The 26,493-nt window shown below is 61.8% G+C and carries 29 protein-coding genes and 2 tRNA genes; 17 read left to right on the top strand and 14 right to left on the bottom strand.

All coding sequences use genetic code 11. The annotated features are described in order from the left end of the window. Window positions 1–10: 10 nt before the first annotated feature. The 3 genes from DFO46_RS15200 to DFO46_RS15190 form a co-directional block, all read right to left on the bottom strand. Window positions 11–265: a hypothetical protein gene (locus DFO46_RS15200; protein ID WP_147412774.1), complete on the bottom strand. Its 255-nt coding sequence runs from the start codon at window positions 263–265 to the stop codon at window positions 11–13. 137 nt (window positions 266–402) lie between these two features. After that, on the bottom strand, window positions 403–2,013 hold the full coding sequence (locus DFO46_RS15195; protein WP_120277845.1) for a site-specific integrase: 1,611 nt from the start codon (window positions 2,011–2,013) through the stop codon (window positions 403–405). A gap of 92 nt (window positions 2,014–2,105) precedes the next feature. After that, a tRNA-Thr gene (locus tag DFO46_RS15190) sits at window positions 2,106–2,180 on the bottom strand. Window positions 2,181–2,333: 153 nt separating this feature from the next. On the opposite strand from DFO46_RS15190, the gene DFO46_RS15185 reads away from it, so the two are divergent. The 11 genes from DFO46_RS15185 (at window position 2,334) to DFO46_RS15135 (ending at window position 9,350) form a co-directional block, all read left to right on the top strand. Beyond that, complete coding sequence (locus tag DFO46_RS15185) at window positions 2,334–2,630, top strand: hypothetical protein (RefSeq protein WP_147412772.1); 297 nt, start codon at window positions 2,334–2,336, stop codon at window positions 2,628–2,630. Between the two features lie 127 nt (window positions 2,631–2,757). Continuing rightward, complete coding sequence (gene murA, locus DFO46_RS15180) at window positions 2,758–4,050, top strand: UDP-N-acetylglucosamine 1-carboxyvinyltransferase (RefSeq protein WP_110789999.1); 1,293 nt, start codon at window positions 2,758–2,760, stop codon at window positions 4,048–4,050. Window positions 4,051–4,211: 161 nt separating this feature from the next. After that, window positions 4,212–4,649 carry a DUF2948 family protein gene (locus DFO46_RS15175; RefSeq protein WP_120277843.1) on the top strand — a complete coding sequence of 146 codons (438 nt, stop codon included), beginning with the start codon at window positions 4,212–4,214 and terminating at the stop codon, window positions 4,647–4,649. A gap of 58 nt (window positions 4,650–4,707) precedes the next feature. Next, a complete protein-coding gene (gene hisD, locus DFO46_RS15170) occupies window positions 4,708–6,006 on the top strand; it encodes a histidinol dehydrogenase (RefSeq protein WP_110789997.1) in 1,299 nt (432 codons plus the stop codon). Between the two features lie 3 nt (window positions 6,007–6,009). Further along, window positions 6,010–6,483 (top strand): UPF0262 family protein, encoded by a 474-nt coding sequence (locus tag DFO46_RS15165; RefSeq protein ID WP_110789996.1) that lies wholly within the window; start codon window positions 6,010–6,012, stop codon window positions 6,481–6,483. Between the two features lie 62 nt (window positions 6,484–6,545). Next, complete coding sequence (locus tag DFO46_RS15160; RefSeq protein WP_120278276.1) at window positions 6,546–6,950, top strand: low molecular weight phosphatase family protein; 405 nt, start codon at window positions 6,546–6,548, stop codon at window positions 6,948–6,950. 143 nt (window positions 6,951–7,093) lie between these two features. After that, window positions 7,094–7,312, top strand: coding sequence for a translation initiation factor IF-1 (gene infA, locus DFO46_RS15155; RefSeq protein WP_004435948.1), 219 nt, complete (start codon window positions 7,094–7,096; stop codon window positions 7,310–7,312). 28 nt (window positions 7,313–7,340) lie between these two features. Then, entirely contained in the window at window positions 7,341–7,961 is a 621-nt protein-coding gene (locus DFO46_RS15150; protein ID WP_120277842.1) for a Maf-like protein, read from the top strand. A gap of 1 nt (window position 7,962) precedes the next feature. Continuing rightward, window positions 7,963–8,175 carry a DNA gyrase inhibitor YacG gene (gene yacG / locus DFO46_RS15145; RefSeq protein ID WP_110789994.1) on the top strand — a complete coding sequence of 71 codons (213 nt, stop codon included), beginning with the start codon at window positions 7,963–7,965 and terminating at the stop codon, window positions 8,173–8,175. Window positions 8,176–8,371: 196 nt separating this feature from the next. Then, window positions 8,372–8,447, top strand: a tRNA-Phe gene (locus tag DFO46_RS15140). Between the two features lie 210 nt (window positions 8,448–8,657). Next, the gene (locus DFO46_RS15135) at window positions 8,658–9,350 is read left to right on the top strand and encodes a class I SAM-dependent methyltransferase (RefSeq protein WP_120277841.1); all 693 of its coding nucleotides are present in this window, start codon (window positions 8,658–8,660) and stop codon (window positions 9,348–9,350) included. Between the two features lie 6 nt (window positions 9,351–9,356). Here the strand turns inward: DFO46_RS15135 and DFO46_RS15130 are convergent, their stop codons facing one another. The 5 genes from DFO46_RS15130 to DFO46_RS15110 all read right to left on the bottom strand — a co-directional run bounded on the left by DFO46_RS15130 (window position 9,357) and on the right by DFO46_RS15110 (window position 13,632). Then, window positions 9,357–10,160, bottom strand: a complete 804-nt coding sequence (locus DFO46_RS15130) for an ABC transporter ATP-binding protein (RefSeq protein WP_120277840.1) — start codon at window positions 10,158–10,160, stop codon at window positions 9,357–9,359. An 8-nt stretch (window positions 10,161–10,168) separates the two neighbouring features. Continuing rightward, window positions 10,169–11,206, bottom strand: coding sequence for an iron ABC transporter permease (locus DFO46_RS15125; protein ID WP_120277839.1), 1,038 nt, complete (start codon window positions 11,204–11,206; stop codon window positions 10,169–10,171). After that, window positions 11,203–12,237 carry an iron ABC transporter permease gene (locus tag DFO46_RS15120; protein ID WP_245422576.1) on the bottom strand — a complete coding sequence of 345 codons (1,035 nt, stop codon included), beginning with the start codon at window positions 12,235–12,237 and terminating at the stop codon, window positions 11,203–11,205. Before DFO46_RS15120 ends, DFO46_RS15125 begins: the two co-directional genes overlap by 4 nt. Next, complete coding sequence (locus tag DFO46_RS15115) at window positions 12,234–13,202, bottom strand: ABC transporter substrate-binding protein (protein ID WP_120277838.1); 969 nt, start codon at window positions 13,200–13,202, stop codon at window positions 12,234–12,236. The genes DFO46_RS15120 and DFO46_RS15115 overlap by 4 nt, the downstream gene beginning before the upstream one ends. A gap of 118 nt (window positions 13,203–13,320) precedes the next feature. After that, window positions 13,321–13,632 (bottom strand): hypothetical protein, encoded by a 312-nt coding sequence (locus tag DFO46_RS15110; RefSeq protein WP_110789989.1) that lies wholly within the window; start codon window positions 13,630–13,632, stop codon window positions 13,321–13,323. Between the two features lie 218 nt (window positions 13,633–13,850). Between DFO46_RS15110 and DFO46_RS15105 the strand changes: the two genes are divergently transcribed. Beyond that, window positions 13,851–14,960, top strand: coding sequence for a GH25 family lysozyme (locus DFO46_RS15105; protein WP_120277837.1), 1,110 nt, complete (start codon window positions 13,851–13,853; stop codon window positions 14,958–14,960). A gap of 77 nt (window positions 14,961–15,037) precedes the next feature. On the opposite strand, the gene DFO46_RS15100 is transcribed toward DFO46_RS15105, so the two are convergent. Then, on the bottom strand, window positions 15,038–15,223 hold the full coding sequence (locus DFO46_RS15100) for a hypothetical protein (RefSeq protein WP_120278274.1): 186 nt from the start codon (window positions 15,221–15,223) through the stop codon (window positions 15,038–15,040). A 175-nt stretch (window positions 15,224–15,398) separates the two neighbouring features. Here DFO46_RS15100 and treZ point away from each other — a divergent pair, with 175 nt between their 5' ends. Both treZ and DFO46_RS15090 read left to right on the top strand, forming a co-directional pair. Continuing rightward, on the top strand, window positions 15,399–17,243 hold the full coding sequence (gene treZ / locus DFO46_RS15095; protein WP_183041906.1) for a malto-oligosyltrehalose trehalohydrolase: 1,845 nt from the start codon (window positions 15,399–15,401) through the stop codon (window positions 17,241–17,243). 83 nt (window positions 17,244–17,326) lie between these two features. Next, window positions 17,327–17,602, top strand: a complete 276-nt coding sequence (locus DFO46_RS15090) for a hypothetical protein (protein ID WP_183041905.1) — start codon at window positions 17,327–17,329, stop codon at window positions 17,600–17,602. Between the two features lie 111 nt (window positions 17,603–17,713). Here the strand turns inward: DFO46_RS15090 and DFO46_RS15085 are convergent, their stop codons facing one another. Then, entirely contained in the window at window positions 17,714–17,989 is a 276-nt protein-coding gene (locus DFO46_RS15085; protein WP_110789985.1) for a BON domain-containing protein, read from the bottom strand. A gap of 134 nt (window positions 17,990–18,123) precedes the next feature. Here DFO46_RS15085 and DFO46_RS15080 point away from each other — a divergent pair, with 134 nt between their 5' ends. Then, window positions 18,124–19,809: a sensor histidine kinase gene (locus tag DFO46_RS15080; RefSeq protein ID WP_120277835.1), complete on the top strand. Its 1,686-nt coding sequence runs from the start codon at window positions 18,124–18,126 to the stop codon at window positions 19,807–19,809. Between the two features lie 352 nt (window positions 19,810–20,161). Here DFO46_RS15080 and DFO46_RS15075 read toward each other — a convergent pair whose 3' ends face one another. Continuing rightward, window positions 20,162–20,458: a hypothetical protein gene (locus DFO46_RS15075; RefSeq protein WP_120277834.1), complete on the bottom strand. Its 297-nt coding sequence runs from the start codon at window positions 20,456–20,458 to the stop codon at window positions 20,162–20,164. A 99-nt stretch (window positions 20,459–20,557) separates the two neighbouring features. Here DFO46_RS15075 and DFO46_RS15070 point away from each other — a divergent pair, with 99 nt between their 5' ends. After that, window positions 20,558–20,833 carry a hypothetical protein gene (locus DFO46_RS15070; protein WP_110789982.1) on the top strand — a complete coding sequence of 92 codons (276 nt, stop codon included), beginning with the start codon at window positions 20,558–20,560 and terminating at the stop codon, window positions 20,831–20,833. Between the two features lie 141 nt (window positions 20,834–20,974). Here DFO46_RS15070 and glgA read toward each other — a convergent pair whose 3' ends face one another. Then, the gene (gene glgA / locus DFO46_RS15065; protein WP_183041941.1) at window positions 20,975–22,426 is read right to left on the bottom strand and encodes a glycogen synthase GlgA; all 1,452 of its coding nucleotides are present in this window, start codon (window positions 22,424–22,426) and stop codon (window positions 20,975–20,977) included. A 128-nt stretch (window positions 22,427–22,554) separates the two neighbouring features. Beyond that, window positions 22,555–22,821, bottom strand: coding sequence for a DUF2934 domain-containing protein (locus DFO46_RS15060; RefSeq protein WP_110789980.1), 267 nt, complete (start codon window positions 22,819–22,821; stop codon window positions 22,555–22,557). Between the two features lie 286 nt (window positions 22,822–23,107). On the opposite strand from DFO46_RS15060, the gene DFO46_RS15055 reads away from it, so the two are divergent. Next, window positions 23,108–23,917: a Ku protein gene (locus DFO46_RS15055; RefSeq protein WP_120277832.1), complete on the top strand. Its 810-nt coding sequence runs from the start codon at window positions 23,108–23,110 to the stop codon at window positions 23,915–23,917. A 3-nt stretch (window positions 23,918–23,920) separates the two neighbouring features. Here the strand turns inward: DFO46_RS15055 and ligD are convergent, their stop codons facing one another. Continuing rightward, entirely contained in the window at window positions 23,921–26,491 is a 2,571-nt protein-coding gene (gene ligD, locus DFO46_RS15050; protein WP_120277831.1) for a DNA ligase D, read from the bottom strand. Window positions 26,492–26,493 lie beyond the last annotated feature (2 nt).

The following is a 26,493-nucleotide window of genomic DNA, read 5'->3' as shown; positions in this document are numbered from 1 at the left end:
GCGAGCAGCATCAGCGAGTCCCCTCGGTCGAAAGAGTGCCCTGCAGCCGACCGGCGAACAGATGGACGGTACCTGTCTCGTCTTGTTCGATGCCGAGACCGATCGATACCTCCCGCCACTCAACCCAGAGGCTGCGGCCTGCGAAAGGGGGATGGATGAACAGGCCGTTGCCGACGAACGCGAAGCGCCGCTTGAAGCCTTCTGAGAGGTCCATTGCGAGGTTATAGAGAGCCTGAGTGCTCACGGTAGTTATTGAAGAACGCATGAGTTATCCATTCGAGAAGAAGTTGAGACGTCGGGCTAGGAAGCCCCCGAACGGACGCATGGACGCGGCAGGTCGCCGACCAGTGGGTGGGTCGGAGCTGAAACCCGATGCCGCACATGAGCCCGTCACGGGGCTCCTCAGGCGTCGCGCTTTTTCTTCAATGGAATTGCCGGGACCTTGCGCATCTGGTCGGCGAGGCCGGGAAGCATCGCTTGGCTCTTGCCGTAGCCTTCGCTGGATTTGCCCGTAGCACGTCCGGTGATGTAGCTGCGGGCTGCGTCCGTCATGCCACCATTCATGCAAAGGTCTTCAAACAGGTGTCGCCACCCGTGGCTCGGTGCGAGTTCTTTACGGGTGAGCCCGACCTTTTCGCGCACCCATCTTTGAACGGCCTGGGTGGACCAGACATGGAACAGGCGCTTTTCCCCTTCTGGGGGGAAGGTGCCGATGTAGGCGATCAGGCCTTCCTGGACGAGTGCCGGATGGATCGGCACGACGCGTTCGCTGGCCTTGGTTTTGAGGGTTTTGCCGCCCGCTGTGGTCAATCGGAAGTACCAGTCGTCGCCGACCGTAAAGAAATCCCGAGGGGTCAACTGGGCTAGCTCGTTAATCCGGGCGCCCGTGTAGGCGCACATCCAAGGTAGCCAGCGCAGTTCAGGTTCCGCTTGCTGCCGCGCTGCCAACAGAACCGTTGCAGCTTCGTCCATGGTGTAGGTACGGGCGTCGCTGGCCACGGTCTGGAAGGCCGGTGCTTTGACGATGTCGAGCGGATTTCCGGTTGCGTACAGTTCCCCGAGGCTGTGCTGCCGCGCCCATTGCAGGACGGTCCGCAGGTTCTGCAGGCGCTGCTTGATCGAGTTGTTCGAAAGCTTGCCTTCGCGGAGCATGGACTGCTTCCAGTCGTCGGCCTCTCGCGCTGTGACCATGGTCGCATCGTCGCTGCCCCGGAAGATGCGAAACCCATCCGCTGCGCTTCTGAACTTGTTCACGGTCGCGTCGCGCATCGGCACGGCATCTTTGCCCGCCGACCGCCTTCGGACTTCCTCGTCTATCACAGAGGTGAAGGTGAGGGCGGATGCCGTCTGCTGCTTCGGCTTTGTCGTGATCTGAGAGTTGGTCCCAGTAGGAACGAAATCGGGGTACTTGGCTGTCGCGCCACTGTTCGAGTAGTCGCCATCGGCTTTGGCCATGTTGACCACTGCAGCGTCGTCCAGTGCCTGCGCCACGTATTGTAACAAGACGGGGCGTTGTTCGGGTGAGATCGAAAGGCCCTTCTGAGCCAGCTTGATGTCTACGAAGCTCCCGAACCGCTTTTCCATATCCAGCGCGATCGTCTCGGGAGTGGAGATCTTGAGCGGGTGTGAGTGCCCGGCTGTTGCCCGCTGGTTCTTCACCAGGACGTTTGCCCACATCTTGACAGCGCCGGGCTCATCATCGAATGCAGACACGAAGGCGCCACGGATTTCTCCAGCCAGCGCCAACATCTGCTTGTGGGTGAGTGCTGCCGGTACCGACCGCATTGCCTCCCAGGCTTGCCCAAGCGCTGCGTAGGCCTCACCAAAGCGCCTCTTCGCTGCGGTTGCGTCGCTCGTCTCCAAGGACAGCTTGACGGCACTGCCCACCTTCACAGGTCGCCACACGCCGTCCACCGGAAGATGAATGGTTCGACCAGGGGCGATCTTCAATAGGTCTTTCGGAACGCGGACGCGAAGGTAGAAGCGTCTGCTGATGAGGGCAGGTGAGGGCATTACGAGGCTCATTGTGTACCGCCGCTGTGTACCAGTGGGACGGCCAGACCTCAAGCAAATCCAATATGTTCTGCAAATCCAAGGGGATGGAATGGTGCTGCTAGAGAGATTTGAACTCTCGGCCTCTCCCTTACCAAGGGAGTGCTCTACCCCTGAGCTATAGCAGCATCTGGCGGGCGAAGCGTTTGTCCGCCCGGAACGAGGGGCCTATTGCCATAGACTTTCCGGCAGTGCAAGCCGGAAAGCGAAATGGACCGAAGTTTTCAGAGGTTGTCATACGGGTCTTTTGCACGAAGGTGCTTTGGGTTATCAAGCGGGCCATGACAGATCCATTGGAAAACAAGGCATCAATCGCAGAAACCGACGTTTCGGATGCTCAAGAGCGGGCGGGTTCCGGCCGTGGAAAACCGAAGCTGAGTGCGGCCGAGGAGCAGCGTCGGCTGCGGGTCGCCGTGAAGCTTCGTGAAAATCTCGCCCGCCGCAAGCAACAGGCCCGCGCCCGCCGCGCTGGCGAGGCGGAAGACGGCGAGGGGCTGCCTGCCGCAAATTTGTCCAATCCGGATGCGAGTGCGGTTGAGGATGGAACAACCGATCGTGATGCCCCCTCGGGCGAATGAAACCATGTTCCGCAGGCTCGATTGAACCTGAAATGCTTTTCGTCTAAACAGCCAGCCTCGCCAGACTGGCTGACCCCTTACATCTCATCAGGAAAGGCGGGCCTCTTCGCCCGTATCGCAGGCTCATATGGATCGCATCAGGATAGTCGGTGGCAATGCGTTGAACGGGATCATCCCGATCTCGGGTGCGAAAAACGCAGCGCTCCCCCTGATGATCGCCTCGCTTCTGACGTCGGACACACTGACGCTCGAAAACGTGCCGCATCTGGCCGACGTTGAAGGCCTCATCCGCATTCTCGGCAATCACGGCGTCGACATCGCCGTCAACGGTCGCCGCGAGCATCAGGACGGTTCCTATTCGCGCACGGTGCATTTCACCTGCCGCACGGTGGCCGATACCACGGCCCCTTATGAGCTGGTCTCCAAGATGCGCGCCAGCTTCTGGGTCATCGGGCCCTTGCTCGCCCGCGAAGGCCAGGCCCGTGTATCCTTGCCTGGCGGCTGCGCCATCGGCACGCGTCCGGTCGATCTCTTTATCGAAGGTCTGACGGCACTCGGCGCCGAGATGGAAATCGACGGTGGCTATATCAACGCCAAGGCGCCGAAGGGCGGCCTGATCGGCGCCCGTTATACCTTCCCGAAGGTCTCGGTCGGTGCAACGCACGTCATGCTGATGGCGGCTTCACTCGCCCGCGGCACAACCGTGATCGGCAATGCAGCCCGCGAGCCTGAGGTCGTCGATCTCGCCAACTGCCTGATTGCCATGGGTGCTAAGATCTCCGGCGCCGGCACCTCGACGATCACCATTGAAGGCGTCACCAGCCTTTCCGGCGCCCGTCACCGCGTGTTGCCGGACCGCATCGAGACCGGCACCTATGCCATGGCGGTTGCCATGACCGGCGGTGATGTGACGCTTGCTGGCACCGACATCACGCTTCTCGACACCGCGATCGAGGCGATCCGCCGCGCTGGTGCAGAAGTCTCGGCCGTTGATGGCGGCATCCGCGTCATCGGCCATGGCGACGCGATCCGCCCGGTCGATATCGTCACCGAACCTTTCCCGGGCTTCCCGACCGATCTGCAGGCGCAGTTCATGGGTCTGATGACCCGTGCCAACGGCATCTCGCATGTGACGGAGACGATCTTCGAAAACCGCTTCATGCATGTGCAGGAGCTGGCCCGCCTCGGTGCCAAGATCACGCTGTCGGGCCAGACCGCCCGCATCGAAGGCGTCACCCGCCTGCGCGGCGCGCCTGTGATGGCAACCGACCTGCGCGCCTCCGTCTCGCTGGTCATCGCCGGCCTTGCCGCCGAAGGCGAAACCATGGTCAGCCGCGTCTATCACCTTGATCGCGGTTTCGAGCGGTTGGAAGAAAAGCTCACCCGTTGCGGCGCCATCGTCGAGCGCATCAGCGACTGATCCACGCCTGACTCTGATGGCGGTACGGCGGCTGCGGGGCGAAAAGTCTTTTTGTCCCGTTGCCACTGGACAAGCGGCAACCTATGTCCAAAACATGAACTCCATCATGCAATGCGATGGATGAGACACGATAGCGCCGCAAGGCAGGACGGACAGGTGACATGGCAGACGTGAAGCTTCTGGCGCTCGACGCGGATGATCTGGCGATCATCTCCGCCCATATGCAGGACGCCGTATTCAAGGTTGCCCACCTGTCCTTTTCGCCCCGCTCCGGTCTGTTTTCGCTGGTTGCCAATCGCTTCGTCTGGGAAAAGGCTGAGCGAGGTGCCAAGAGCTTCGAACGCTGCCGCGCAGCACTCACCTTCAAGCGCGTCGAGGCCGTGCGCTCGATTGGCTTCGATCGCGACAAGACCGAGGAGGTCTTGAGCCTTCTCGCCATTCGCTTTGCCGTGAAGGGCGAGGGGCCCGACGGTGTCGTGGAACTCGTGTTGGCCGGCGGTGGTGTGATCGCGCTCGACGTCGAATGCATCGAGGCCCAGCTTGCCGATACCGGCGGTGCCTGGGAAACGACGTCGCGACCGGCACACGAGGCAGACTGACAAGCTTGGCCGGCGATTTCGGGCAAACGCATAGCATGTGAAGAGGAAGACTGGGGACGTGGCAATCTGGCTCAATCAGACATCGGGGGATTTCGAGGCACGGTTTGCCGCCTTCCTGACGACCAAGCGTGAAGTGTCCGACGACGTCAACGACGCCGTGCGCACGATCATCGACGATGTGCGCGCCCGGGGCGATCAGGCCTTGGCCGATTATTCGAAACGCTTCGACGGCATTGATTTCACGCAGGTCTCGATGCGCGTGACGGACGCGGAAATCGACGCGGCTGTGGCGGCAACGTCACCCGAACTGATTGAGGCGCTGAACCTCGCGGCAGAACGCATCGAGCGCCATCACGCCCGCCAGATGCCGAAGGACGACATCTATGAGGACGCGATTGGCGTCGGCCTCGGCTCCCGCTGGACGGCAATCGATGCCGTCGGCCTTTATGTGCCGGGCGGAACGGCGAGCTATCCGAGCTCCGTTCTGATGAACGCGCTGCCGGCCAAGGTGGCGGGCGTGCCGCGTGTCGTCATGGTGGTGCCGGCAACCGGCGGCGCCATCAACCCGACGGTGCTGGCGGCGGCGAGGATCGCCGGCGTCACCGAAATCTACCGTTTGGGCGGTGCCCAGGCCGTGGCAGCCCTCGCCTATGGCACCGAGACCATTGCGCCGGTCGCGAAGATCGTCGGCCCTGGGAATGCCTATGTTGCCGCCGCCAAGCGCCATGTCTTCGGAACCGTCGGCATCGACATGATCGCCGGTCCATCGGAAGTGCTCGTCATTGCCGACAAGGACAATGACCCGGATTGGCTGGCCGCCGATCTGCTCGCCCAGGCCGAACACGATACCGGCGCCCAGTCGATCGTCATCACCGACGATGAGGCTTTGGGGAAAGCGGTCGAGGCCGCCGTCGAGCGCCAGTTGAAGACCTTGCCGCGTGCCGAGACGGCATCCGCCAGCTGGCGCGATTACGGCGCCATCATTCTGGTCGACCGGCTGGAAGATTCAATTCCGCTCGCCAACCGCATCGCCGCCGAGCATCTGGAACTGGCGGTCGATGATCCCGAGCCGCTGCTCGCAGGCATCCGCAATGCCGGCGCGATCTTCGTCGGGCGGCACACCCCGGAAGTGATTGGCGATTATGTCGGCGGCTCCAACCACGTCCTGCCGACGGCGCGGTCGGCGCGCTTTTCCTCCGGGCTTTCGGTGCTGGACTACGTCAAGCGCACCTCGATCCTGAGGCTCGGCCCGGACCAGTTGCGCCAGCTCGGCCCCGCCGCCATCGCCTTGGCGAAGTCGGAAGGCTTGGAAGCCCATGCCCGTTCCGTCGCCATCCGTCTCAATCTCGGGGACTAGGACATGGCGGCGGGCGATTTCCGGCTCTCAGATGTCGTGCTGGACGAGACGATCGGGCGCTCGACACCTGATGTCGAGCACGAACGGGCCGTCGCCATCTTCGACCTGATCGAGGAAAACTCGTTCGAGCCGGTCGGCCATGCCGGTGGTCCCTACAAGCTGTTTTTGTCCCTCGTCGACCGCAAGCTCGTCTTCTCGATCAAGACGGAGACGGGGGAGGACGTCGCCGTCCACATTCTGTCGCTGACACCGCTGCAGCGGATCATCAAGGATTACTTCATGATCTGCGAGAGCTACTACGAGGCGATCCGCTCCTCCACGCCATCGCAGATCGAGGCGATCGATATGGGTCGGCGCGGCATCCACAATGACGGCTCGCAGACCTTGATGGACAGGCTGTCAGGCAAGATCAAGCTTGATTTTGACACCGCCCGCCGTCTCTTCACCCTGGTCTGCGTGCTCTATTGGCGGGGTTAGGAAACGTGCAGGAGGGCGGGATCGAGAGCCGCCGGACACCGCGCCCGGGCGCGATCCTCTTCATGTGCGGCCAGAATGTCATCCGCAGCCCCATGGCCGAGGCGATCGCACGGCAGGCTTTGCCGTCAGGCACCTGGGTCGCATCTGCAGGTGTGAGGAAGGGGGAGCGTGATCCGTTCGTCGACGTGGTGCTCGACGAGATCGGCCTTTCGCTCGGCCGCCGTCAGCCCCAGACCCTCGAAGATATGGCCGACGACTTCTTCGATCTCGTCGTAACGCTGACGCCGGAGGCCCATCATGCGGCTCTTGAGTTGACCCGGCATTCCGCCGTCGACGTGGAGTACTGGCCGATGCCCGATCCGACGGTTGAGACGGGCAGCCGCGATCAGCGGCTTGCCGCCTATCGTGACGTACGGGATCGGCTGACGAAACTGATCCGCGAAAGGCTCGTGCTGGCGCCGGAATAGCCGGGATTTCGCCCGCGGTGAAACAATTTCCGAAAGCCGAATCTACAAGGTTCACAAATGCCGGGCGATTGTGTAGTTTCCGCCCACATTTTAAGGGGCCCTCTGCGCGCCCCGTTTAAAACCCCAGGAAAGACAACCGCTCTATGGCTAAAGAAGAAGTCCTCGAATTCCCCGGCGTCGTCACCGAACTGCTGCCCAACGCCACCTTCCGCGTGAAGCTCGAAAACGAACATGAAATCATCGCCCACACAGCGGGCCGCATGCGCAAGAACCGCATCCGCGTTCTCGCCGGCGACAAGGTTCTGGTCGAAATGACGCCTTACGACCTGACCAAGGGCCGCATCACCTACCGCTTCAAGTAAGCGCCGCCGAGAACGGCCGCGAGGTGACATGGAACTCAGACAGAAGCTGATCTTGGCCTCCGGGTCGCCGCGCCGTGTCGATCTGCTCAAGCAGTCCGGCATCGAGCCCGCGCGTCTGATGCCGATGGACCTCGATGAAACGCCGAAGAAATCCGAGCATCCGCGCTCGCTGGCGCGGCGCCTGTCGGCCGACAAGGCAAAGGCGGCGTACCAGCAGATCCGCAAGGATGTCGCCTGGAACGACAGCTATGTGCTGGCAGCCGACACGGTGGTTGCCGTTGGTCGCCGCATCCTGCCCAAGGCCGAACTCATCCAGGAAGCCTCTTCCGCCCTTCATCTTCTGTCCGGCCGCAGCCACTGGGTCTTCACCGGCGTCTGCCTGATCGCGCCTGACGGCAAGCTGCGCCAGAAGATCGTGGAAACCAAGGTCCGCTTCAAACGGCTCTCGGGCTACGACATCGAATGTTATCTGGCCTCGGGTGAATGGCGCGGCAAGGCGGGTGCCTATGCCATCCAGGGCATTGCCGGCAGCTTCGTCCAGAAACTCGTCGGCTCCTACACCAATGTCGTCGGCCTGCCGCTCTTCGAAACGCTGCAGATGCTCCAGGGCGAGGGTTACGACGTGCATAGCGGCTGGACGGAGGGCTGACATGCGCGATGAAGAAAGCCCGCGGGTGGCCAAGGTGGAGCCGCTGCGCAAGGCGCTGCCCTGTCCCGAGTGCCGCCGACCTTCGACGCGGGAGAACTATCCCTTCTGTTCCGACCGCTGCCGCAATCTCGATCTCTCCCGCTGGCTGAACGGTTCTTACGCCATCCCGGTCGCCGACGACGAATCCAAGGCCGACGACGAGGGCTACACCTGAAAAGCGTTTCCGGCTGCGAAGTCAGCCGGGCGATCCTCTTGTTCGGATTGACTTTTCTGCGATTTTCACATCTTCTTCAAAAAAGTGCTCTCAAGCGCTTGCCATGGCCGAACAAGATGTTATAACCCCGCTCGCTCCCGGGGACATAGCCCGGCGGTTTCGAGAGAAACCGGAAGGTTCGTCAAAGAGCCGAGATGCCCGGATAGCTCAGTTGGTAGAGCAGCGGATTGAAAATCCGCGTGTCGGTGGTTCAAATCCGCCTCCGGGCACCATTCCATTCCATTCCATCATCATGTGAATGTTTGAACGTGTCCACGGACCGCGACGTCTGTGCACGATCCAGCCGGCGGCGCGGGTATTTGCTTTGCTGGCTTTGGCGCATGTCCTGCCGACCTCATTCTCGAACAAAAGTCTGGAATCTTTTGAGCGGACTCATTAAGGCAATAAAACATGATGAATTTTGTCATGATAAGGTGTTTTCAATGAGCGTATCCGACATGAAGCAGCCCGAAACGATTTCCACCTGGTATATCGATCCCGATGCGGAGGATGCCATGGCGGATGGTCATGCGCCCATCTGGCGGCATTTGATCGGGCTTGTGCCGGAACCCGACCTGTCGCGTCAGGCAGTCCTTGATTTTGGCTGCAATCAGGGTGGTTTCCTGCGCCACCTCCATGCCCTCAGACCGTTCCGCAAGGCGCTCGGCGTCGACATCGCCCGACAGTCCATCGACAAGGCGAATGCGCTCAAGGGCAATCTGCCGGTCCAATATCAGACGGATACGAAGCTTGCCGGCTGGGACGCCGAGTTCGACATCGCCTTTAGCCACGAGGTCATCTATCTCATCGAGGATATCGAAGCCCATGCCGCCGATATGCTGCGGGTCCTGAAGCCCGGCGGCGTGTATTACGCGGTCACGGGCTGCCATACGGACAATCCGTTGTGGCCGGCCTGGCGCAAGCTGGTTGCAGAGCGCACCAATACGGTGGTGCAGGACCGTTCTGTGACGGACTACGCCCGCGTTTTTGCCGGGGCCGGGTTTGCCGTCTCTGCGCGAAAACTCGCTTTCGACGGCTTCATTCCCTACCAGCCGGGCGGCTGGACGCCGGATTACGCGACCGCGCTGGACTACTACAGTCAGACCAAGATCGTCTTCCGCCTGATCAAGGCGTGAGAAAGCTCAGGCGGACCGGGTAACCGGGTCCGCCCATCGCTGGAGATGAACGTCGAAATGTGGCGGGCCGTCCGGGGAGATTTGGACAAACTGCCCGTCGACGCGGAAAACCCGTTCGATCATGCCGCTTTGGGCGAGATCGGTCGCAATGCCGTCGAAGACCATACGGCCCCGTTCCATGAGCGAAATGCGGTCGCAAATCGACAGGGCTTGATTGAGGTCGTGGATCGCCATGACCACGGTGACCCCGCGGTCTCGGCTTAAGCGGTGGACGAGGTCGAGCACCTCGATCTGGTAGCCGATATCGAGGAACGAAGTCGGTTCGTCGAGCAGCAGGATTTTTGCTTCCTGCGCCAGTGCTGCAGAGATCCAGGCCCGCTGTCGTTCCCCGCCCGAAAGCGCGCTCAGGCTTCGCTCTGCCAGAGCGGAAAGGCCGGTGCTCTCCATCGCCCATGCAATGGCGTCCTCATCGTTCTGATCATAGCGCCGGAACAGGCCGACATGGGCAAAGCGACCCTGGCGAACCAGTTGCTCGACGGTCATTTCGTCGGGTGCCGTCGGCTGCTGCGGAAGGAAGGAAAGCCGGTGCGCGATCTGGCGGCGGGTCATGCCGGAGATCGGAGCGCCGTTGATCGCCACGCTGCCTTCCACAGGTTTGACCAGACCGGCGAGACCTTGAAGCGCCGTGCTTTTGCCCGAGCCGTTCGGACCGATCAGGGCGCGGATCTCGCCGGGTTCCAGTGTGAGGTTGAAACGCTCCAGCGCCTTGCGCGCGCCGTAGGTGATCGACAGATTGGAACAGGATAACATCGCGGTCCTCATGGCGTTCTGCGCAGCAGCGCGACGAGCAGCGGCACACCGCAGATTGCGGTGACGACGCCGATCGGGATTTCCTCCGCCCCGCCGGCCAGCCGTCCCGCAAGGTCGGCGAGCGTCATGGTGATCGCCCCGAGCATGATGGTCAGTGGCAGGACGATGCGTGTGTGCTGCCCGGCGAGGAACCGTGCCATATGCGGCACGATCAGCCCGACGAACACGACCGGCCCGACGACACCGACTGCGCTGGCGGCGAGCGTGCAGGCAATCAGCAGCACGACGGAGAATTGTGTTCGATAGGACAGGCCGAAGGAGCGGGCGACCGTCGCATCGAAGCGCAGCAGATCCAGCGGCCGGCGGACCACCGGCAGGACGGCAAGGCCTGCGATGGTGAAAGGCAGGAGAAACAGAGCATGCTGCCAGCCACGGGCATAGAGGCTTCCGGAAAACCATTCGAGCAGCACTTCCAGGCGGCCTGATCCCCAACCAGCCATCAGGCCGATGCCGATGGCATGCAGCACGGCGCCAACCGCAATGCCGCATAGTGTAATGCGCAGGGGACCGAGATCCCGGCGGAACGCGATGAGATAGATGAACGCGCCCGCCGCCAGGCCGCCGAGGGTCCCGATCAACGGTAGCCAGTGAACGGGCAGTTCCTGCAGCGTGGTGGAGCCGGTGTCGTGGCTGTAGACGGAGATGACGAGGAACCCGCTGACAGCCAGCATTGCGCCTTGCGAGACGCCCATCAGCGAGGGATCGGCAAGGGGATTGCGCGTGATCGATTGCAGCAGCAATCCCGCCAGCGCGAAATGAACCCCGGCCAGCATGCCGGTGAGGATGCGCGGCAGCCGGATATCGAGAATGATGGCATGTGCTTCCGCCGAGCCTTGGCCCGTCAGTGCGGCCAGTGTGTCGGATGGATCGAGATCGACCACGCCGAGGAAGACGGCAAGCACAAGGCAAACCAGCATGAAGGCGAGGAGGCCCGGCAGGAGATAGGCTTGTCGTCGGGCTTGTGCGAGGTGCGGGCTGCTGCTCATGCATTCCCCGTGAAACTGAGTGCCCGTCGCTGGACGAGGTAGATGAAGATCGGTCCGCCAATCAGCGCGGTCACGATCCCGACAGGGATCTCCTTGGGCAGGGCGACGCTGCGGGCGACAAGATCGGCGCTGACGGTCATGAGGCCACCTGCGGCGACATTGAGCATGATCGACCAGGCCGGTCCGCCGGGTTTCAGCAGGCGCACGATATGGGGCGTTGCAAGCCCGACAAAGGCGACCGGACCCGCAATGGGCGCAACACCGGCGACGGGCAGGGCCGCAACGAAGAGCAGCAGCGGCTTCCACAGGGCAAGATTGAGCCCCATGCCGGCCGCAGCCTGATCGCTCAGCGCCAGGATTTGCAGGATGCGATGACAGCAAAGCGCCAGACCCGTCCCGCCGACCACCCAGGGGAGCATTTGCACGAGCTGAGGCCAACTGCGTCCCTGAAACCCGCCGGACAGCCAGAAGAGCAGGGAAGGGACCTGCGGGCCACTGAGGAGAAGGATGTAGGTCGTGATCGCGCCGAGAAACAGCGACACGCTGATCCCGGCGAGCGCCAGATGCAGTGGCCTCGCATTGCCGCCACGCGCGATCCAGAAGGTGACGGCGCAGGCCGACAGTCCGCCAATGAGGCCGATCAGGGGGTAAAAGACCGATGACAGGGTTGGCAGGAAAACGAAACAGGCGACAATGGGCGTAACGGCGCCGGCGCTGACGCCGGTCAGGCCAGGCCCCGCCAACGGATTGCGTGTCAGGGTCTGCAGGAGATAGCCGGAGACCGCGAGGCCCGCGCCACCCACGAAAGCGACGAGGCTGCGCGGCAACCGCAAAGCCCAGACCAGGATCGAGTCGAGCTTGCCGTCCGGTCGAAACAGCGCGCGAAGTGCGGCTTCTGCCGCAAGCGGCTTGGTGCCGAAGGTCAGGCCGGCGGCAATGACGACTGCGGCTGCGGCCAGAAGGGCCACCAGCAGGATCACGGCGCGCATGCTGTCGGCCCTGACCGGGCCGACAGGTGTCACGGATGTCATTGCTGCAGGCTGGCGGGAATGATCTTCGCCGCCTCGGCCTTGATGTCGACGGCCGGGAAAGTCTCGGGGTAGAGATAGTGGGCGGCTTCGCGCAGCACCAGTTCGCGCGCGATCGGGCCGTTGGTTTCCACCCATTCGTCGCCGACATAGATGACCCGCCCGTTCTTGACCGCCGACAGCTGGCTCCAGATCGGATTGTTCTCATGTGGGCGGTCTGGGCCGCTATCCATGACGAAGATCACCTCAGGGTCCTTTTCGAGCATGGTCTCCAGGCTGATTTCGAGACCGAACTTGCCGCCGGGTGTCATCGGTCCGGCAATGTTGTCGCCGCCGAGTGCGGCCACGATCGAGGCAGCCGTGTTTTCCGTGTGGAACGAGAAGGGCGTGTCACCGCCCCACATGATCTGGAAGCGCGGATGCTGGTCCTTCGGTGCCTTGGCGGCGAATTCCTCGAGATGCTTTTTGAACTCGGCATTCAGTTCAAGCCCGCGTTCGGGCTTGCCCAGAAGGTCGGAAAGCTGTGCCACTTCCGTATAGCTCTCGCTCAGAAGCTCCATATTGTAGGCAATGTAAGGCGCGATCTTCTGCAGGGCTTCGGCATTGCCAACCGTGTAGCGCGCCATCGCGACGATCAGATCCGGCTTTGACTCGGACAAAAGCTCGAGATTGGGCTTCGCCCGCTGGCCGATCTGCTGGATATCCTGGGTCAGCCCAAGCAGATAGTCCGGATGGCGATCGGGAACCATGTAGGTGGTGGCCACCGGCTTCAGGCCGAGCGCCAGCGCCACATCGGTTGCAAAGAAGGAGATCGAGGCGATGCGCTGCGGATGCGCGGGAACCTGAACCGTAACGCCTCGCTCGTCGGTGAAAGTACGGGTCTTGGCGTCTTCAGCATGGCCTGTGCCAGCACCGGCAAGGCTCAATGTGAGGGTCAGGCCAATGGCCAATCGGCGGAATGCAGGCATGCGTCGGCTCCTTTGAGGTTCGCTGCCTGCTGCTTATTCCCTTAACATGATTTTTTCAATCATGTTTTTTACCGTGTTGACGACACGCCATTTTGCCTGGTGTCTCGACGCCCCGCAGTCAGTCGCATTGTCCTGCGGGCACGTCGATCGCATACGTCGTCTTGCCCGGTCCATTCGGCAGGGTCGGGACCAGATAGACTTTCAGGTCACAGTCTTGCGTCCGGATCGTCCACTCCGCTGCGCCGTCCTTCCGTGTGCCGGTGTTGCTGATTGCGCCGATCGGCTGCTGGTGCAGAATGTCCGCCAAGCGCCCGTCAGCGAGGATCGTGCCAATGCGCTCGAGGCTGTCATAGTAGCCGGAAACGGCGGCCTGCGCGGAGGCGACAGGGGCAACCGACATCACAATGCTGGTCAGGATCAAATATTTCATAGGCATCTCCCGGTTTGATGCCGGAAGGTTCCATGGCCAAGGAACCTTGGCAAGCCCCCGGCAACCAATGTCCAATGGTCGTCAAGTCCGGCCAACTTCCGGCGTTAACCGCGTCCGTAAAGATTGCATTCAGCATTTGCCCGTAAAGCTTTGTTAGCCATTCCCGGAGTTCCCGGGTGCACGCGCGTGTGCCCGGCCAACCTGCGAGTTCCTGTGTCATGCGTTTCAAGGCTCTTCCGTCCCTTCTCGCTCTCACGCTGGCTCTGACCAGCTGCACGGCGCGGACAAGCCCCATCGACGCCTTGGGGCTGGCGCCGCAGCCGAAAACGCAGGTTGCTCAGGCAGCGGCTCCCGTTCCGGCTGTCGCGGTCGACGAACAGACCGGCGCGATCACACCGCCTCAGGACACCGGATCGCATCCCGAAGCCCTAGCCTGGGCGGGCAATACGCCGAACCAGGCCCATTTCGAATCCGCGACGATGTCAGCCGGCATGCCGGTGCCGGATCCGCGACCCGTCGCCATGCTGATGCCGCCCGTCCCGCCGGCGTCTTCCCTGCCACCGACCATGGCGCCTGCTGAAGAACAGGCGCCGAGCGCCGGTGGCCGCCACCGCGTCTACAGCCAGCGGTTCCGCGATGCCAAGCCGATGAATTTCGGCAAGGTCAAGCCGAAGCACCACGCCGTGCATGGCGTGGATGTATCGCGCTGGCAGGGGGATATTGATTGGGTGAAGCTGAGAAGCCAGGGTGCGAACTTCGCCTATATCAAGGCGACCGATGGTGGTGATCACACCGACCCGATGTTCCGCACCAATTGGCGCAAGGCCAAGGAGGCCGGTCTCAAGCGCGGCGCCTACCACTTCTTCTACTGGTGCCGTGTCGCAAGCGATCAGGCCGACTGGTTCATCCGCAACGTCCCGCGCGATCCGGACGCACTCCCGCCTGTTATCGACGTTGAATACAACGGCGAATCGAGCTGCCGCTTCCGCCTGTCACCGGAAAAGGCACGCGAAAAGATGCAGGTCTTCATGGATCGCCTGGAACGCCACTACGGTAAGCGCCCGGTCATCTACACGGCCCCGGACTTCTACAAGGACAATCTGGACGGCCATTTCCTTGATTATCCCTTCTGGCTGCGATCGGTCGCTGCCCACCCGTCGAAAACCTATCCAGGACGCAAATGGGTCTTCTGGCAGTATTCCGGCTCTGGTCTTTCCCAGGGTGTCAACGGGAAGATCGACCTCAACGTCTTCCGCGGCTCGGTTGCCGATTGGCAGAACTGGGTGTCCGGCTCGAAGAGCTGGAACAAGGTCGCGGGCCTGCGCTGAGCCAAAGAAGCGGGGACTAAGTCATCCTTGTCTAACAGCGGGGGCGTTGGGGACGCCAGGTCGTCAACGGCAACAGTCTAAATGCCGACTCCCGGTTCGATCACCGGCGGTTCCGGGTTTTCGTCGGGATTGGGGTTCGGGAATTCATCCGGCAAGAGATCCGGCGCCGGCTCTTCGATCTCTGGCACCCAGGTTGGCGCTGGCATGGGCGGCTGATCGGCGGGGGGCGTCTGGGGCGGCGTGGCACCATCGATGAAGGCCATGACGTTTCTCCTGGTTTGCGAAAGGGCGGTGTGTTTCATCCGCCGTCACCAGGGACAATCCGCGTCGGTCGCCAAAAGTTCCTCCATCCGCACCGCAGGCCGCCACCAGTTTCATTCGGAACCTTTCCCGCAACCTGCCGTTCGATGCGGGAAACGGCGACGAAAGGTGGATGCAATGAACGTGGCACAACGGCCCACAGCCAATGGCGGGCGATCGCAATCTCGGGTCTCCCCAAAAAGCTGGGGCGCTGAATACACCGCTGCCGGTGAAGTTCGTTTCCGCATCTGGGCACCGTCCCTCAAGGCGCTGACGCTGCGTCTTGCGGATAAGGACCTGCCGATGTCGCGGACATTCGACGGTTGGTTCGAGCTGAGCGTGAGCAATGTCGCGCCCGGCACGCCTTACGCCTATGTGCTGCCCGACGGTCTTGTCGTTCCCGACCCGGCCGGCCGGGCCCTGAAGGACGACGTCCATGGTCCTTCTCTGGTCGTCGATCCAACGGCCTATCGCTGGCGTGACGGCGAATGGCAAGGGCGACCCTGGCGCGAGGCGGTGGTCTACGAACTGCATGTGGGCACCTTCACTGCGGAGGGCACCTTTGCTGCGGCGGCTGAAAAACTTGCAGATCTTGCCGAGGCCGGCATATCCGTCGTGGAGCTGATGCCGGTTGCGGCTTTCGGCGGGACACGCGGTTGGGGTTACGACGGTGTGCTCCTGTATACGCCGCACCCGTCCTACGGCACTCCCGACGACATGAAGGCCTTCATCGACCGTGCTCATGAACTGGGCCTGATGGTCATGCTGGACGTCGTCTACAATCACTTCGGCATCGACGGCAATTATCTCTCCGTCTATGCGCCCGAAGTGATGCACGAGGAGGGCACACCATGGGGGCCGACGATCGATTTTGAGCGGAAGCCGTCGCGCGATTTCGTTATCGAAAACGCCCTCTATTGGCTGGAGGAGTTTCATCTCGACGGCTTGCGCTTCGATGCGGCAGACCAGATCAGGGACGAGACGTCGGCAATACACATCCTGGAGGAATTGGCGCTTGCGGTTCGCGAACGCTTGACTGGTCGCCACGTCCATCTGGTTCTGGAGGATGCCCGCGGGATCACCCGCTTTCACGAGCGGGACAAAGACAATTCCGTGCGGTTTTATGACGGCGTATGGAACGATGGCTATCATCATCTCATCCATGCCTGGGCCACCGGCGAGCATGGAGGGCACTACAAGCCCTTCGCGAGGGACTTCTGGCCGCGGATCGGCAAGACGCTGGCCAGCGGTTTCGCATTGCAGGGTGAGACGATCGAGGGGCGGGGAGACGAGATCTTCGGAGAGCCGAGCGGACACCTTCCCCCTGTCACCTTTGTCAATTTCATTCAAAACCACGATCAGGTCGGCAATCGGGTGGGAGGGGACCGTTTGTGGGCGCAGATCGACAAGGGCTTGCGCGAGCGGTTGATGGCCATGCTGCTTCTCTCGCCGCAGATACCTTTGGTCTTCATGGGCGACGAATTTGCCAGCCGATCCCGGTTCTTCTTTTTCAGCGATTATCCCGAGGAGCTGCAGCAGAATACCCCTGACGATCGCTTGCAACAGGCCCGGGATTTCGGCGCTGGCGACCATGTGACGGTGGATGAAGTGCCTGATCCGAATGACCCCGAAACATTCCGCATCTCCAAACTGGACTGGGAGGAGATGAACACCTCGAACGGCAGGGAAGCGCGGGCCTATTTCAAGACCCTTGTCGGAAAACGCCGAGACCATCTGATGCCACTGCTCGAAAACATTGGTGGTGACACCGGCCAAGTCCTGAAGGCACAGGACGGCATTCTGGCGGTCGACTGGCAGCTGGGGGAAACCCTTTGGCAATTGAGGGCGAATTTCACCGACGTGCCTGCCAAAATCCCTCCCGTGCGGGGACAGGTCATCCATGTGCTGCCCACCTCCGCCGAAACCGGCGTGCTGGACCTCGCAGAACTCTCAGCCCAGGGCCTCATCTTTGTTCGAGGCTGACGCCGGCGGCGATTTATTTTGGGCCGTCGCGGGAACCGGAGCGCCGCAGAGGTGTTTATCACGAGATCAGGAGGAGTGCGGCCATGAGTGAGACCTATTGCGACATCATCCCCCAAGCTGCAGGCTGGGCGTTTGTCTTCGAGGGCCGTCAGTCGGCCGTGTATCCGAGCTACAGGCTTGCTGTCGAGGCGGCTCGCCTTTGCTCTGAAAAGCTGGCAGGCACGCGCAGCAAATTCGTGCTTCGCCAGCAGGATTTGCGCGGACGAATGCATGAGGTTCAGGGCCGATCGGACATCTGGTCGCCCGCCGGACGTGGGCCTTCGATGTCGATCCATGTCGGTGGAGGTGGTCAGGCATAGGCCTGACAATGCCGATCGAAAGCTGACAAAGGGTTGGAACTCAGGATCGCAAACAGTGTGGCAGTGAACAGACGATGTTTCCCATCGTCATTGTTCCCTGTTGGCTCCTTCTCAGGGAAGGCCGGGAGACTGCATCTGCACGGTGACAGTCTGGACGCCTGGGACCGCAAGCGCAATTTCCACAGCCCGATCGAGTTCATCCCGCGATCCGATCCACCCTCCGAGAAAGATCTCTCCTCCCGTGGCGACGACCGTCAATTCGGTCGCGTCCAGACCCTCGGATATGGCGAGCGCCTCCGCCACTTGCTGCTCAAGCGAAGCTTCGACGGGAAACGCATCCGCCATTGCCGAATTTTCATCGTGAAACTGCTGTGGCTTGAAAACCATGTCGGGCTCCCGCGTTTGTCCTTGGAGCCTAACGCGGGAGTCCGACTTTGGTTCGCCTGGCGTTCGGCGATCACAGAGGAATTCGATCCGGATTATGTCCGGCCTGAAGACAAGCCCTTCCGCAGGGCAGGCCCATGACGTGGCTCAGGCGGCTCCTTCGCGATCTGTTCCCGACGGCCTCGATCGGCACCTATCTGACGATCATGGTGACGCTCTCCACTCTGCCTCTGTTGGGTTTCGCCGCGTTTCTTCTTCTCGAACTCGAACAGTCCCAGTTCCAGGCGCTCAAGGTCAATGCCGGCCGGGACGCTCAAAACATCGGTCGAAGTGTCGAGCGCAAGATTTCCGACCTTGAGACCACCCTGACACTGATCGCAAACTCGCCGGAGGTGCAGGACGGCAATCTCGAAGCCTTTTACGATCGGGTTGCCGGAAGCCTCAAAGGAAGTTCGATGTATATCCTGCTTGTCGGACGGGACGGCCGACAGCTCCTGAACACCCGCAGACCCTGGGGCTCCTCGCTTCAACCCATGTCGAACATCGCTTCGCTGCAGTCGGCTCTGCGCTCCGGTCATGTCGAGCTGTCCGGCATCTTTTTCGGCCACACCAGTCAGCAATGGGTGGTCAACCTCACCATGCCGGTCCCAGAAGGCAATCGCGCCGGGGTGGATGCGGTGGTCCTCACCCAGGATGCTGAAAGCCTCGCCAGTCATACGTCGCGGGAAAACTTGCCGCCCGGCTGGTCGGCAGCTCTTCTCGATGACGATGGCAAGGTGGTCGTTTCCAGCGGTATCGACAGCCGCCCTTCCGGCGAGCAGTTTCCGCAAGGGTGGCTGGAGCTGATGTTCGGACCGAACGGCAGCGCGGTTTTCTATCAGAATGGTGACCAGTATATGCTGGGTTATGCCCGGGTAACCGACTGGCCCTGGCGTGTCGCAGTCTGGGGTCCTGTTGCCGGCGCACAGAAGACGTTTGTTGCAGCCTGGAAGAGCCTCTTGGTCGGAAGCCTCGTCATTCTCACCATCAGTCTCTCCGTCGCCCTGATTGCGGCCCATCAGTTGCGGTCGTCGATCCGCACCATCGCTTTGATGGCGGACCGGATCGGCAAGGGCGAGATCGTCTCGCCGGCGCGCACGCGGATCGTTGAGGCGAACCAGGTCGCCATCGCGCTCTCCAATGCGTCCTTTGATCGTGCCGAGGCCGAAGAGCGCATTCATTTCATCCTGCAGGAACTGGTTCACCGCACGAAGAACATCCTGTCGCTGGTGCAGGCGATGATGCGCCAACTCGCGCGCAGTGCCGACAGTGTGGAGGGTTTCCAGCGCGCTGTGAGCGGCCGGCTGGCAGGCCTTGCCCAATCCATCGAAGCGCTCGCCCGGCAGGAATGGGGTGGAATTCCGCTGGCAAACCTCGTTGATCTTCAGCTGGCGACAGTCGCAGGCTCGGCCGACAGGGTCGAGCGCCGGGGACCCGATCTTCTGGTCAACGCGAGTGCGGTTCAAAATCTCGGCCTCGTCTTCCACGAACTGGCGACCAATTCGGTGAAATACGGCGCGCTGTCGGTGCTGGAGGGGCGCATCCGTGTGGAATGGATCGTGGAGGACGAGACTTCCGAAGATCCGAAGCTGCGGCTCACCTGGACAGAGCAGCACGGACCGCCTGTTATCACGCCCACCCGCCGCGGTTTTGGTTCCACAGTCATCGAACGGCACGCAGCCAGTTCTTTCGCAGGCGAGGTGACGATGGACTTCGATCCAAGCGGTCTGCGCTGGGAACTGCTGGCGCCGCTCAGCGCCTTTACCGGGGGCACGACGACCTGACCTGGAACCTTGCGATTGCTTCTCTGTTGTCTTTCACACACGACAGAGGAGACATGAGCGTGCACAAGGATCGCCAAGAGAACTCCGAAAAAGCGGGGTCGGCCAAGAAACAGTCGGAGCGTATTGAAAAGATGCCACCGGACAGTTCGTCGGCACGCAGCATGGCGGAGACAATGATGGTGTCGTCAGTGCCAAGCCCACGGTGATAACGGGTTCGCAAGACGCCACAACCCACAAACGGCCAGCGAATGGGAAGAACCCACCATAGGATTGGAATGTCAATTTCGATCTTCGCGATAAAGACAAGTCCTGATGTGTGAAGGCCTCGTCCGAATGTCGCGGGGGACACACATCACGAAGCCGTTCCGTCCGCATTTTCCATGGTGATCCGCCTCAGCGCTTCGGCTCTTTCCTTCGCGGTATCGAGGATTTCCCGGATCTCCTGGCTTTTCTCGTTGCCGCGTCCAACGCCGGCAGACGGCGTGGCACCCGGATCCTCCGACCCGTCACGCAGGAGCACTTCCTGTTCCAGGTTGCGCAACAGATGCTGAGGCCCGCCGGGCACCAGCAGCGCTTCCGTCAAAAGGGAGATGAGGATCTCCCGATGGGCGTTCAATCGACCTTCGATCGTCTGGGCATTATCCGGCATGTCTTGCTCCCTGGGCTTTCTGCGGACCCGAAAGGGGAACAATGGCGGGCGATAAAAGTTTCCTGCAGAACCGAATTGTCTACCTGAAAGGACAAGGCCATGGCCCAGACAGTCCGCCCCCCACAATGGCGTCGCTATCCGGATCCCCGCGACCGGCTGATCATCGCGCTCTTTGCCCAGCTGGAGGCGGAGCGCCAAACGCGTGAGACGCTGCGCATGGCATTGCGCTCCGGTGCGCTCGATCCGGCCGTGCTGGAAGCGATTGCAGAAGATCCTGTGCCCGCGACAAGCGATGATATCGCAGCACTGGAGCGCAGCATTGCCCTTCGCGGTGGTCCTGTCGGAACGGAGCAGCGAGCAGAAGATTGGCGATGAGAATGGTAGGGGCAACCCTATCCCAGGGTGCCTGGCGCCGGTTGGAAAAGTAGAGCAAGATCAGGGATCTTGTGATCCAATCACCCTGGACGAAAAAGGGACCCGGTGAGCGCCGGGTCCTTTTTTCGTGGGTGCATGTCCTCAATGCGTGGCCTGGAACCGCTGTTCCGTCAGGCGGCCATAGACCTGTGCGTAACTCTCGGCGCTGCGATCCCAGGAGTAATCGGCACGCATGGCCTGCAATTGCAGTCGCGCCCATTTGCGTTTGTCCTCATAAGCGTCCGCTGCGCGCCGAAGCGCCTGGCGCAAGCCCTCCGGACGAACCGGATGAAACTGGAAACCCGTTGCTGCCCTTGCCGACAGCGCCGCGTCATTGGCGTCGATGATCGTTTCCGACAGGCCGCCCGTCCGGGAGACGACGGGCACACAGCCATAGCGCATGGCATAAAGCTGGGTCAGCCCGCAGGGTTCAAAACGCGATGGCTGGATGATCGCATCCGATCCCCCATGAATGAAATGCGCCGTCGGTTCATTGTATCCGACACTGACGGCCATCTTGCCGGGGAAGCGGGCCGCAGTTGACTTCAGCGCATCCTCGATCGCATGATCGCCCTGGCCAAGTACGATCAACCGGCCACCGCGATAGAAGATCTCGTCCGCCACCTCGGCAAGCATGTCCATGCCCTTCTGCCAGGTCACGCGTGTCACCGCCGAAAACAATGGCCCGTCACCGGGCTGGAGGTTGAAACGCTCCAGGAGCAGAGCTTTGTTGTTTTTCTTGTTCCGCAGGCTTTTCATGTCGAAGCGGAACGGAAGATAGGGGTCGGTGGCCGGATTCCACACTTCGTTGTCGATGCCGTTGACGATGCCCTGAAGGCGGTCGATCTTCGTGTTCAGCACCCCATCCAGACCCATGCCGAAAGTCGGAGACAGGATCTCGCGGGCATAGGTCGGGCTGACCACGGTGATGTGGTCGGCGGTCATCAATCCACCCTTCAGGTAACTGATGTCGCCGAAATACTCCATGGAATCGACGGAATAGGCCTCGGGCGGCAGACCGATATACGGCAGCAGATCCGCAGAATATTGGCCTTGGAAGGCAAGGTTGTGAATGGTCAGCACCACCGGTACCGGCGATCCCATCTGGCGCAGGTAAACCGACGTCAGAGCCGACTGCCAGTCGTGCGTGTGCACGAGATCCGGCCGCCATCCGGGCAGTGCCCCGGCTGCGATCTCCGCGCCGGCGAGGGAGAGAACCGCAAAGCGCTTCCAGTTGTCGGGATGGTCGTAACCGTTTTCGTCGACGTAGGGCCCCCCCGGACGGTCGTAGAGTGCCGGGGCGTCGAGGACGAAGAGGCTGATCCCGTCGATCTCCAGATGTCGCAGGCTCGCCTTCTCGCCGAGCAGGTCGTCGAACTCCATCAATGGCGGGTGAAGCCGCGCCAAAGCCAGGATGGACGGATATCCGGGGATCAGGGTGTGGGTCTCGATGCCGTAGGTGGCGAGCGCCTTCGGCAGCGCGCCTGTGACATCGGCCAGGCCGCCGGTCTTCACCAGCGGATAGATTTCCGAGGTCACGGCCAGCACGTGCAAAGGCACGCGGGTGATGGCACGACGGCGGTTGGGCACCTCTTCCTCGTCGCGGTGATAGGCCGCACGAACGCGTTGGATGAACTGTGCCCGGCTGAGGGCCAGTGAAAGATCAAGTCCGGCCACTTTCGTCACCCTTTCTTGCTCCTGACCGCCTTGCGTCGCGGTTGCTGGATGGGTTCCTCCGTGATGATCAGGCCTTCCTCCTCGGCCGATGCCTGCGCCTGGGCGATGCGCCTCCCTGCCTTTTCCGTGGTCTCGTCTGCCGACGCCTGAAGCCTCTCCCAGTCGCCCAAGGCAGACAGCCAATGGGCCTCGTCGGCGCCATGTGGGCGCCCTTCTTCTTCCCACAGCGTATAGGCCCGCCGGGCTATCCAGTCGTAGTCACGTTCAGGCATGGCAATTCTCCGTCGTCGCCGCTGGCCTGGCTCCACGGGAATGCGTTTCGGTCGGGCGCGGTCTCGTCGCGTCCACCGGTACCGGACCGATCTGCCAGCGGTACCCCCATACCATTGGCTGATCCCCGGACTGTCATTCGAGGGGAACTGGCTTCAGAGGAACGCGATTGCGGGCAAACGGTTCCCGTCGCAACTGCCGAATTGATGGGAAAGGGGAACCCCTGTCGGCTGCGCGCGTTTTCCGGGGCAGATCTGCGGACGGACCGCACGAGAGGGAGAGAATGCGGTGGCACAAAGAGCGTTTTGGAAAGGCTATCTGAAGCTTTCGCTCGTGACTTGCCGCGTTTCGATGACACCCGCCGTCACCGAGAGCAGCAAACTCCGCTTCCACAACATCAACCGCCAGACAGGCAACCGCGTGGTGAACCGCTATATCGATGCGCAAACCGGCGAGCCTGTTGATGACGAAGACCAGGTCAAGGGGTATGCCCGGGGAGAGGATGACTATGTCCTCATCGAAGACGAAGAGCTCGATGACGTGGCGTTGGAAAGCACCCGCACGATCGATATCGAAAGTTTCGTCCCGCAAAACTCGATCGGCTGGATCTGGTACGACAGCCCGCACTTCCTGGCCCCCGCCGACAAGGTGAGCGAGGAAGCGTTTGCGGTGATCCGCGAAGCCATGCGCAAGACCGATACGGGCGGCATCGCACGTCTGGTGCTCTATCGCCGTGAACACTCCGTGCTTCTTGTGCCGCGCGACAACGGCATGATCGTCTGGACCTTGCGGTACGGAGACGAGGTGCGCGACGCCGATCCCTTCTTTGCGAAAGCAGGCGAGGAAGCGTCGCCAGCGCGTGCCAGGACGATGATGAAGAAACTGGTTCAGGCGCGCATGCGCAACTGGTCTCCCAAGCTGGTACAGGACCCGGTCGAAGAGCGCCTCCACGAAATCATCGCGATGCGCAGCAAGAAGTCGAAACGGTCGAAGCAGAGGGCCGCGCCGGAGCCCGCGTCCAAGGACAATGTCATCGACATCATGGAAGCGCTCCGCCGCAGCCTCGCCTCCGAAAAGAAGGGCGGTGCGCGCAAGTAGGCTTCACCGCTTGCTGCGCGACTTGCGAATGCTGGTGGAGATGGGCGCCTCCGCCTTGCGAAAATCCCCCCATGGATCACCGTCCTGCTGTTCGAGCCGGCTCGGGGTATTCGTCACCGTGTAATGGTTTGGCCCGATGTTGGGCCCCAGTTCGTCGAATGACAGCGGCATGGATACCGGCGCGCCCTCTCTCGCACGGGTGGAGTAGGGCGCGACAGCCGTATTTCCGCGCCCGTTGCGCAGGTAGTCGATCAAGATCTTGCCCTTTCGCTTTGCCTTGCTGATCGTCGCGACATAGTCGTCCGGGCTGTCGGCTGCCATGCTGTCCGCAAGTGCCTTCATGGCAGCTTTCACGGCCGGCCATTCGGCCTTCGGCTTCACGGGCGCGACCACATGCAGCCCCTTGCCGCCGGATGTCTTGACAAAACCGGTCAGCCCCATGTCCGAAAAGCGCTGTCGAACTTCGAAAGCTGCAGCGACCACACGCTCCCAGTCCACATCCGGCCCCGGATCGAGATCGATATTGACCATGTCCGGCCGTTCCAGATCGCCGCCGCGCGAACCCCATGGATGGATCTCGAGGGCTGCGCCCTGCACCAGGGCCAGCAGTCCATCGAGATCGTGAATGCCGATCAACGCCTGTTCGTCATCATCCTTGGGATCGCGGATCGTGATGATCTCCTTGCGCATGCCGCGCCACCCATGTTTCTGGAAGAAACAGGTGCCGGCATGCCCTTCCGGGCAGCGCAACAGGGCGAGCGGCCTGTCAACGATGAAAGGCGCGATGCGCGGCCAGACCTGAACGTAATAGTCCGCCAACCCCTCCTTGGTGACACCGGCTTCCGGCCAGTAAAGCCTGTCGGGATGGGTGAGCGGCACACTGCGCTTGGCGGTCGCCTCGGCCCGCGCGCGCGGCTTGGCGGTCGACCCACGCTGCGGGATAGGCCCGCTCTCCTGGACAACCTCGGTTGCCGTCTTGTCGTCGCGCAAGCCGCGGAACGAGGCATGGCGGAGATGGGCATCGCCGGTCCAGCCGCGAAACTCGACCTCGGCCACCAGTTCGGGTTTGACGAAGACAGCATCCTTGCGCTCGAGGCTCGTCAGTGTCCCTGCAAACGGACTCTTCTTCTGAACCAATGGCTTGAGCTGCCTGAAGAGCTGGCGCGCGACGCTGGCGCTGTAGCCTGTCCCGACGCGGCCGACATGACGAAGGCCGTCCTTGTCGTTGACGCCCATGATCAACGATCCAATCGCCGTGTCCGAAACAGACGACGGCACGTACCCCCCGATCACCAGTTCCTGCCGCGCCGTGCACTTTGACTTCACCCAGTCGCGCCCGCGACCGGACCGATACGGTGCGTCGGCAACCTTGGAAATGACGCCTTCGAGGCTCAGCCGACAGGCGTGTTTGAGCACGAGGTCGCCACTCTCGTCGAAATGCGTCGAGTATTTCAAAGGCCCTTCTGCGGGTCGCATCAAGTGTTCGAGCACCGCTTTTCGCCGGATCAGCGATGCGCCGGTCAGATCCTGTCCGTCGAGATGCACGAGGTCGAAGATGTAGTAGACGAAGCGGTCGGCCCGTCCGTCGCTGAGATCCGCCTGCAGAAGAGAAAAATCGCTGCTGCCATTGCCCGTCTCGACCACGATTTCCCCGTCGAGCAAAGCGGTCTGCACCGGCAGTGCTTTCAATCCCTGGCTGATTGCGTCACCGAAGCGGTCCGTCCAGTCCAGGCCGGTCCGGGTCAGCAGCCTTACGTCGCCATGATCGACACGGGCTTGAATGCGATAACCGTCGAGCTTGATCTCGTGCAGCCAGCGACCGCCCTTCGGCACCGTCTTGACCAGTGTGGCCAGCGCCGGCGGCACGAAATTCGGCAAGTCCGCCGGTTTTGTACCCTTCACTGTGGTGCGGGCCTTGGTCTCCGCCGCCTTGGCAACTTTCGATTTCCCCGGCGTCTTGGCCTTAGCTGCCTGCTTGGTCTTGCGGGAATTCCACACCTCGGCCTTTCCGTCTCCCTTCAGGCTTTCGATCGGCCGGCCGCTTTTGACCGATAGAGGCAGTTCCTCGATGACGTCGGGATCTGTGTCGCTGCGGGCAAACTCGTCGTCGCCCTTGATCAGCAGCCAGTTCTCCCGCGTCTCGCCGTCTCGTTTCGCCATGCGCACGAGATGCCAGTGGCCGTGGAGTTTTTCTCCCTGCAGGGAAAATTCCAGATGCCCTTTTCTGTAGCCCTTGGCCGCATCATGCAGCGGCTCCCAGTTGCCACGATCCCAGACGATCACCTCGCCGGAACCATATTGCCCAGGCGGAATGACGCCTTCGAAATCACCATAGGCCAGCGGGTGATCCTCGACATGAACCGCCAGCCGTTTCTCGCTCGGCACGAGGCTTGGGCCACGCGTGACCGCCCAGCTCTTCAGGACACCGTTCATCTCCAGGCGGAAATCGTAGTGGAGCCGGCGGGCGGCATGCTTCTGGATGACGAAGGAGTTGCCCTTCGTCTTCGCCGCTTGCGCCTTGGGTTCCGGCGTTGCCTTGAAGTCGCGCTTGCGACGATATTCCGACAGCGACATGA

The sequence above is a fragment of the Rhizobium sp. AG855 genome (genome assembly GCF_003610655.1).
GTDB lineage: Bacteria > Pseudomonadota > Alphaproteobacteria > Rhizobiales > Rhizobiaceae > Allorhizobium > Allorhizobium wuzhouense.
Note: the sequence above shows the minus strand (reverse complement) of the source record. Positions and strands in the feature narration are given on the sequence as shown.

Excerpts from the sequence above, each read along its gene's own strand:
- DFO46_RS15200 (WP_147412774.1), bottom strand. The coding sequence starts at position 265 with ATGCGTTCTTCAATAACTACCGTGAGCACTCAGGCTCTCTATAACCTC.
- DFO46_RS15195 (WP_120277845.1), bottom strand. The coding sequence starts at position 2,013 with ATGCCCTCACCTGCCCTCATCAGCAGACGCTTCTACCTTCGCGTCCGC.
- DFO46_RS15185 (WP_147412772.1), top strand. The coding sequence starts at position 2,334 with ATGACAGATCCATTGGAAAACAAGGCATCAATCGCAGAAACCGACGTT.
- murA (WP_110789999.1), top strand. The coding sequence starts at position 2,758 with ATGGATCGCATCAGGATAGTCGGTGGCAATGCGTTGAACGGGATCATC.
- DFO46_RS15175 (WP_120277843.1), top strand. The coding sequence starts at position 4,212 with ATGGCAGACGTGAAGCTTCTGGCGCTCGACGCGGATGATCTGGCGATC.
- DFO46_RS15165 (WP_110789996.1), top strand. The coding sequence starts at position 6,010 with ATGGCGGCGGGCGATTTCCGGCTCTCAGATGTCGTGCTGGACGAGACG.
- DFO46_RS15160 (WP_120278276.1), top strand. The coding sequence starts at position 6,546 with ATGTGCGGCCAGAATGTCATCCGCAGCCCCATGGCCGAGGCGATCGCA.
- infA (WP_004435948.1), top strand. The coding sequence starts at position 7,094 with ATGGCTAAAGAAGAAGTCCTCGAATTCCCCGGCGTCGTCACCGAACTG.
- DFO46_RS15150 (WP_120277842.1), top strand. The coding sequence starts at position 7,341 with ATGGAACTCAGACAGAAGCTGATCTTGGCCTCCGGGTCGCCGCGCCGT.
- yacG (WP_110789994.1), top strand. The coding sequence starts at position 7,963 with ATGCGCGATGAAGAAAGCCCGCGGGTGGCCAAGGTGGAGCCGCTGCGC.
- DFO46_RS15135 (WP_120277841.1), top strand. The coding sequence starts at position 8,658 with ATGAGCGTATCCGACATGAAGCAGCCCGAAACGATTTCCACCTGGTAT.
- DFO46_RS15130 (WP_120277840.1), bottom strand. The coding sequence starts at position 10,160 with ATGTTATCCTGTTCCAATCTGTCGATCACCTACGGCGCGCGCAAGGCG.
- DFO46_RS15125 (WP_120277839.1), bottom strand. The coding sequence starts at position 11,206 with ATGAGCAGCAGCCCGCACCTCGCACAAGCCCGACGACAAGCCTATCTC.
- DFO46_RS15120 (WP_245422576.1), bottom strand. The coding sequence starts at position 12,237 with ATGACATCCGTGACACCTGTCGGCCCGGTCAGGGCCGACAGCATGCGC.
- DFO46_RS15115 (WP_120277838.1), bottom strand. The coding sequence starts at position 13,202 with ATGCCTGCATTCCGCCGATTGGCCATTGGCCTGACCCTCACATTGAGC.
- DFO46_RS15110 (WP_110789989.1), bottom strand. The coding sequence starts at position 13,632 with ATGAAATATTTGATCCTGACCAGCATTGTGATGTCGGTTGCCCCTGTC.
- DFO46_RS15105 (WP_120277837.1), top strand. The coding sequence starts at position 13,851 with ATGCGTTTCAAGGCTCTTCCGTCCCTTCTCGCTCTCACGCTGGCTCTG.
- DFO46_RS15100 (WP_120278274.1), bottom strand. The coding sequence starts at position 15,223 with ATGGCCTTCATCGATGGTGCCACGCCGCCCCAGACGCCCCCCGCCGAT.
- treZ (WP_183041906.1), top strand. The coding sequence starts at position 15,399 with ATGAACGTGGCACAACGGCCCACAGCCAATGGCGGGCGATCGCAATCT.
- DFO46_RS15090 (WP_183041905.1), top strand. The coding sequence starts at position 17,327 with ATGAGTGAGACCTATTGCGACATCATCCCCCAAGCTGCAGGCTGGGCG.
- DFO46_RS15085 (WP_110789985.1), bottom strand. The coding sequence starts at position 17,989 with ATGGTTTTCAAGCCACAGCAGTTTCACGATGAAAATTCGGCAATGGCG.
- DFO46_RS15080 (WP_120277835.1), top strand. The coding sequence starts at position 18,124 with ATGACGTGGCTCAGGCGGCTCCTTCGCGATCTGTTCCCGACGGCCTCG.
- DFO46_RS15075 (WP_120277834.1), bottom strand. The coding sequence starts at position 20,458 with ATGCCGGATAATGCCCAGACGATCGAAGGTCGATTGAACGCCCATCGG.
- DFO46_RS15070 (WP_110789982.1), top strand. The coding sequence starts at position 20,558 with ATGGCCCAGACAGTCCGCCCCCCACAATGGCGTCGCTATCCGGATCCC.
- DFO46_RS15060 (WP_110789980.1), bottom strand. The coding sequence starts at position 22,821 with ATGCCTGAACGTGACTACGACTGGATAGCCCGGCGGGCCTATACGCTG.
- ligD (WP_120277831.1), bottom strand. The coding sequence starts at position 26,491 with ATGTCGCTGTCGGAATATCGTCGCAAGCGCGACTTCAAGGCAACGCCG.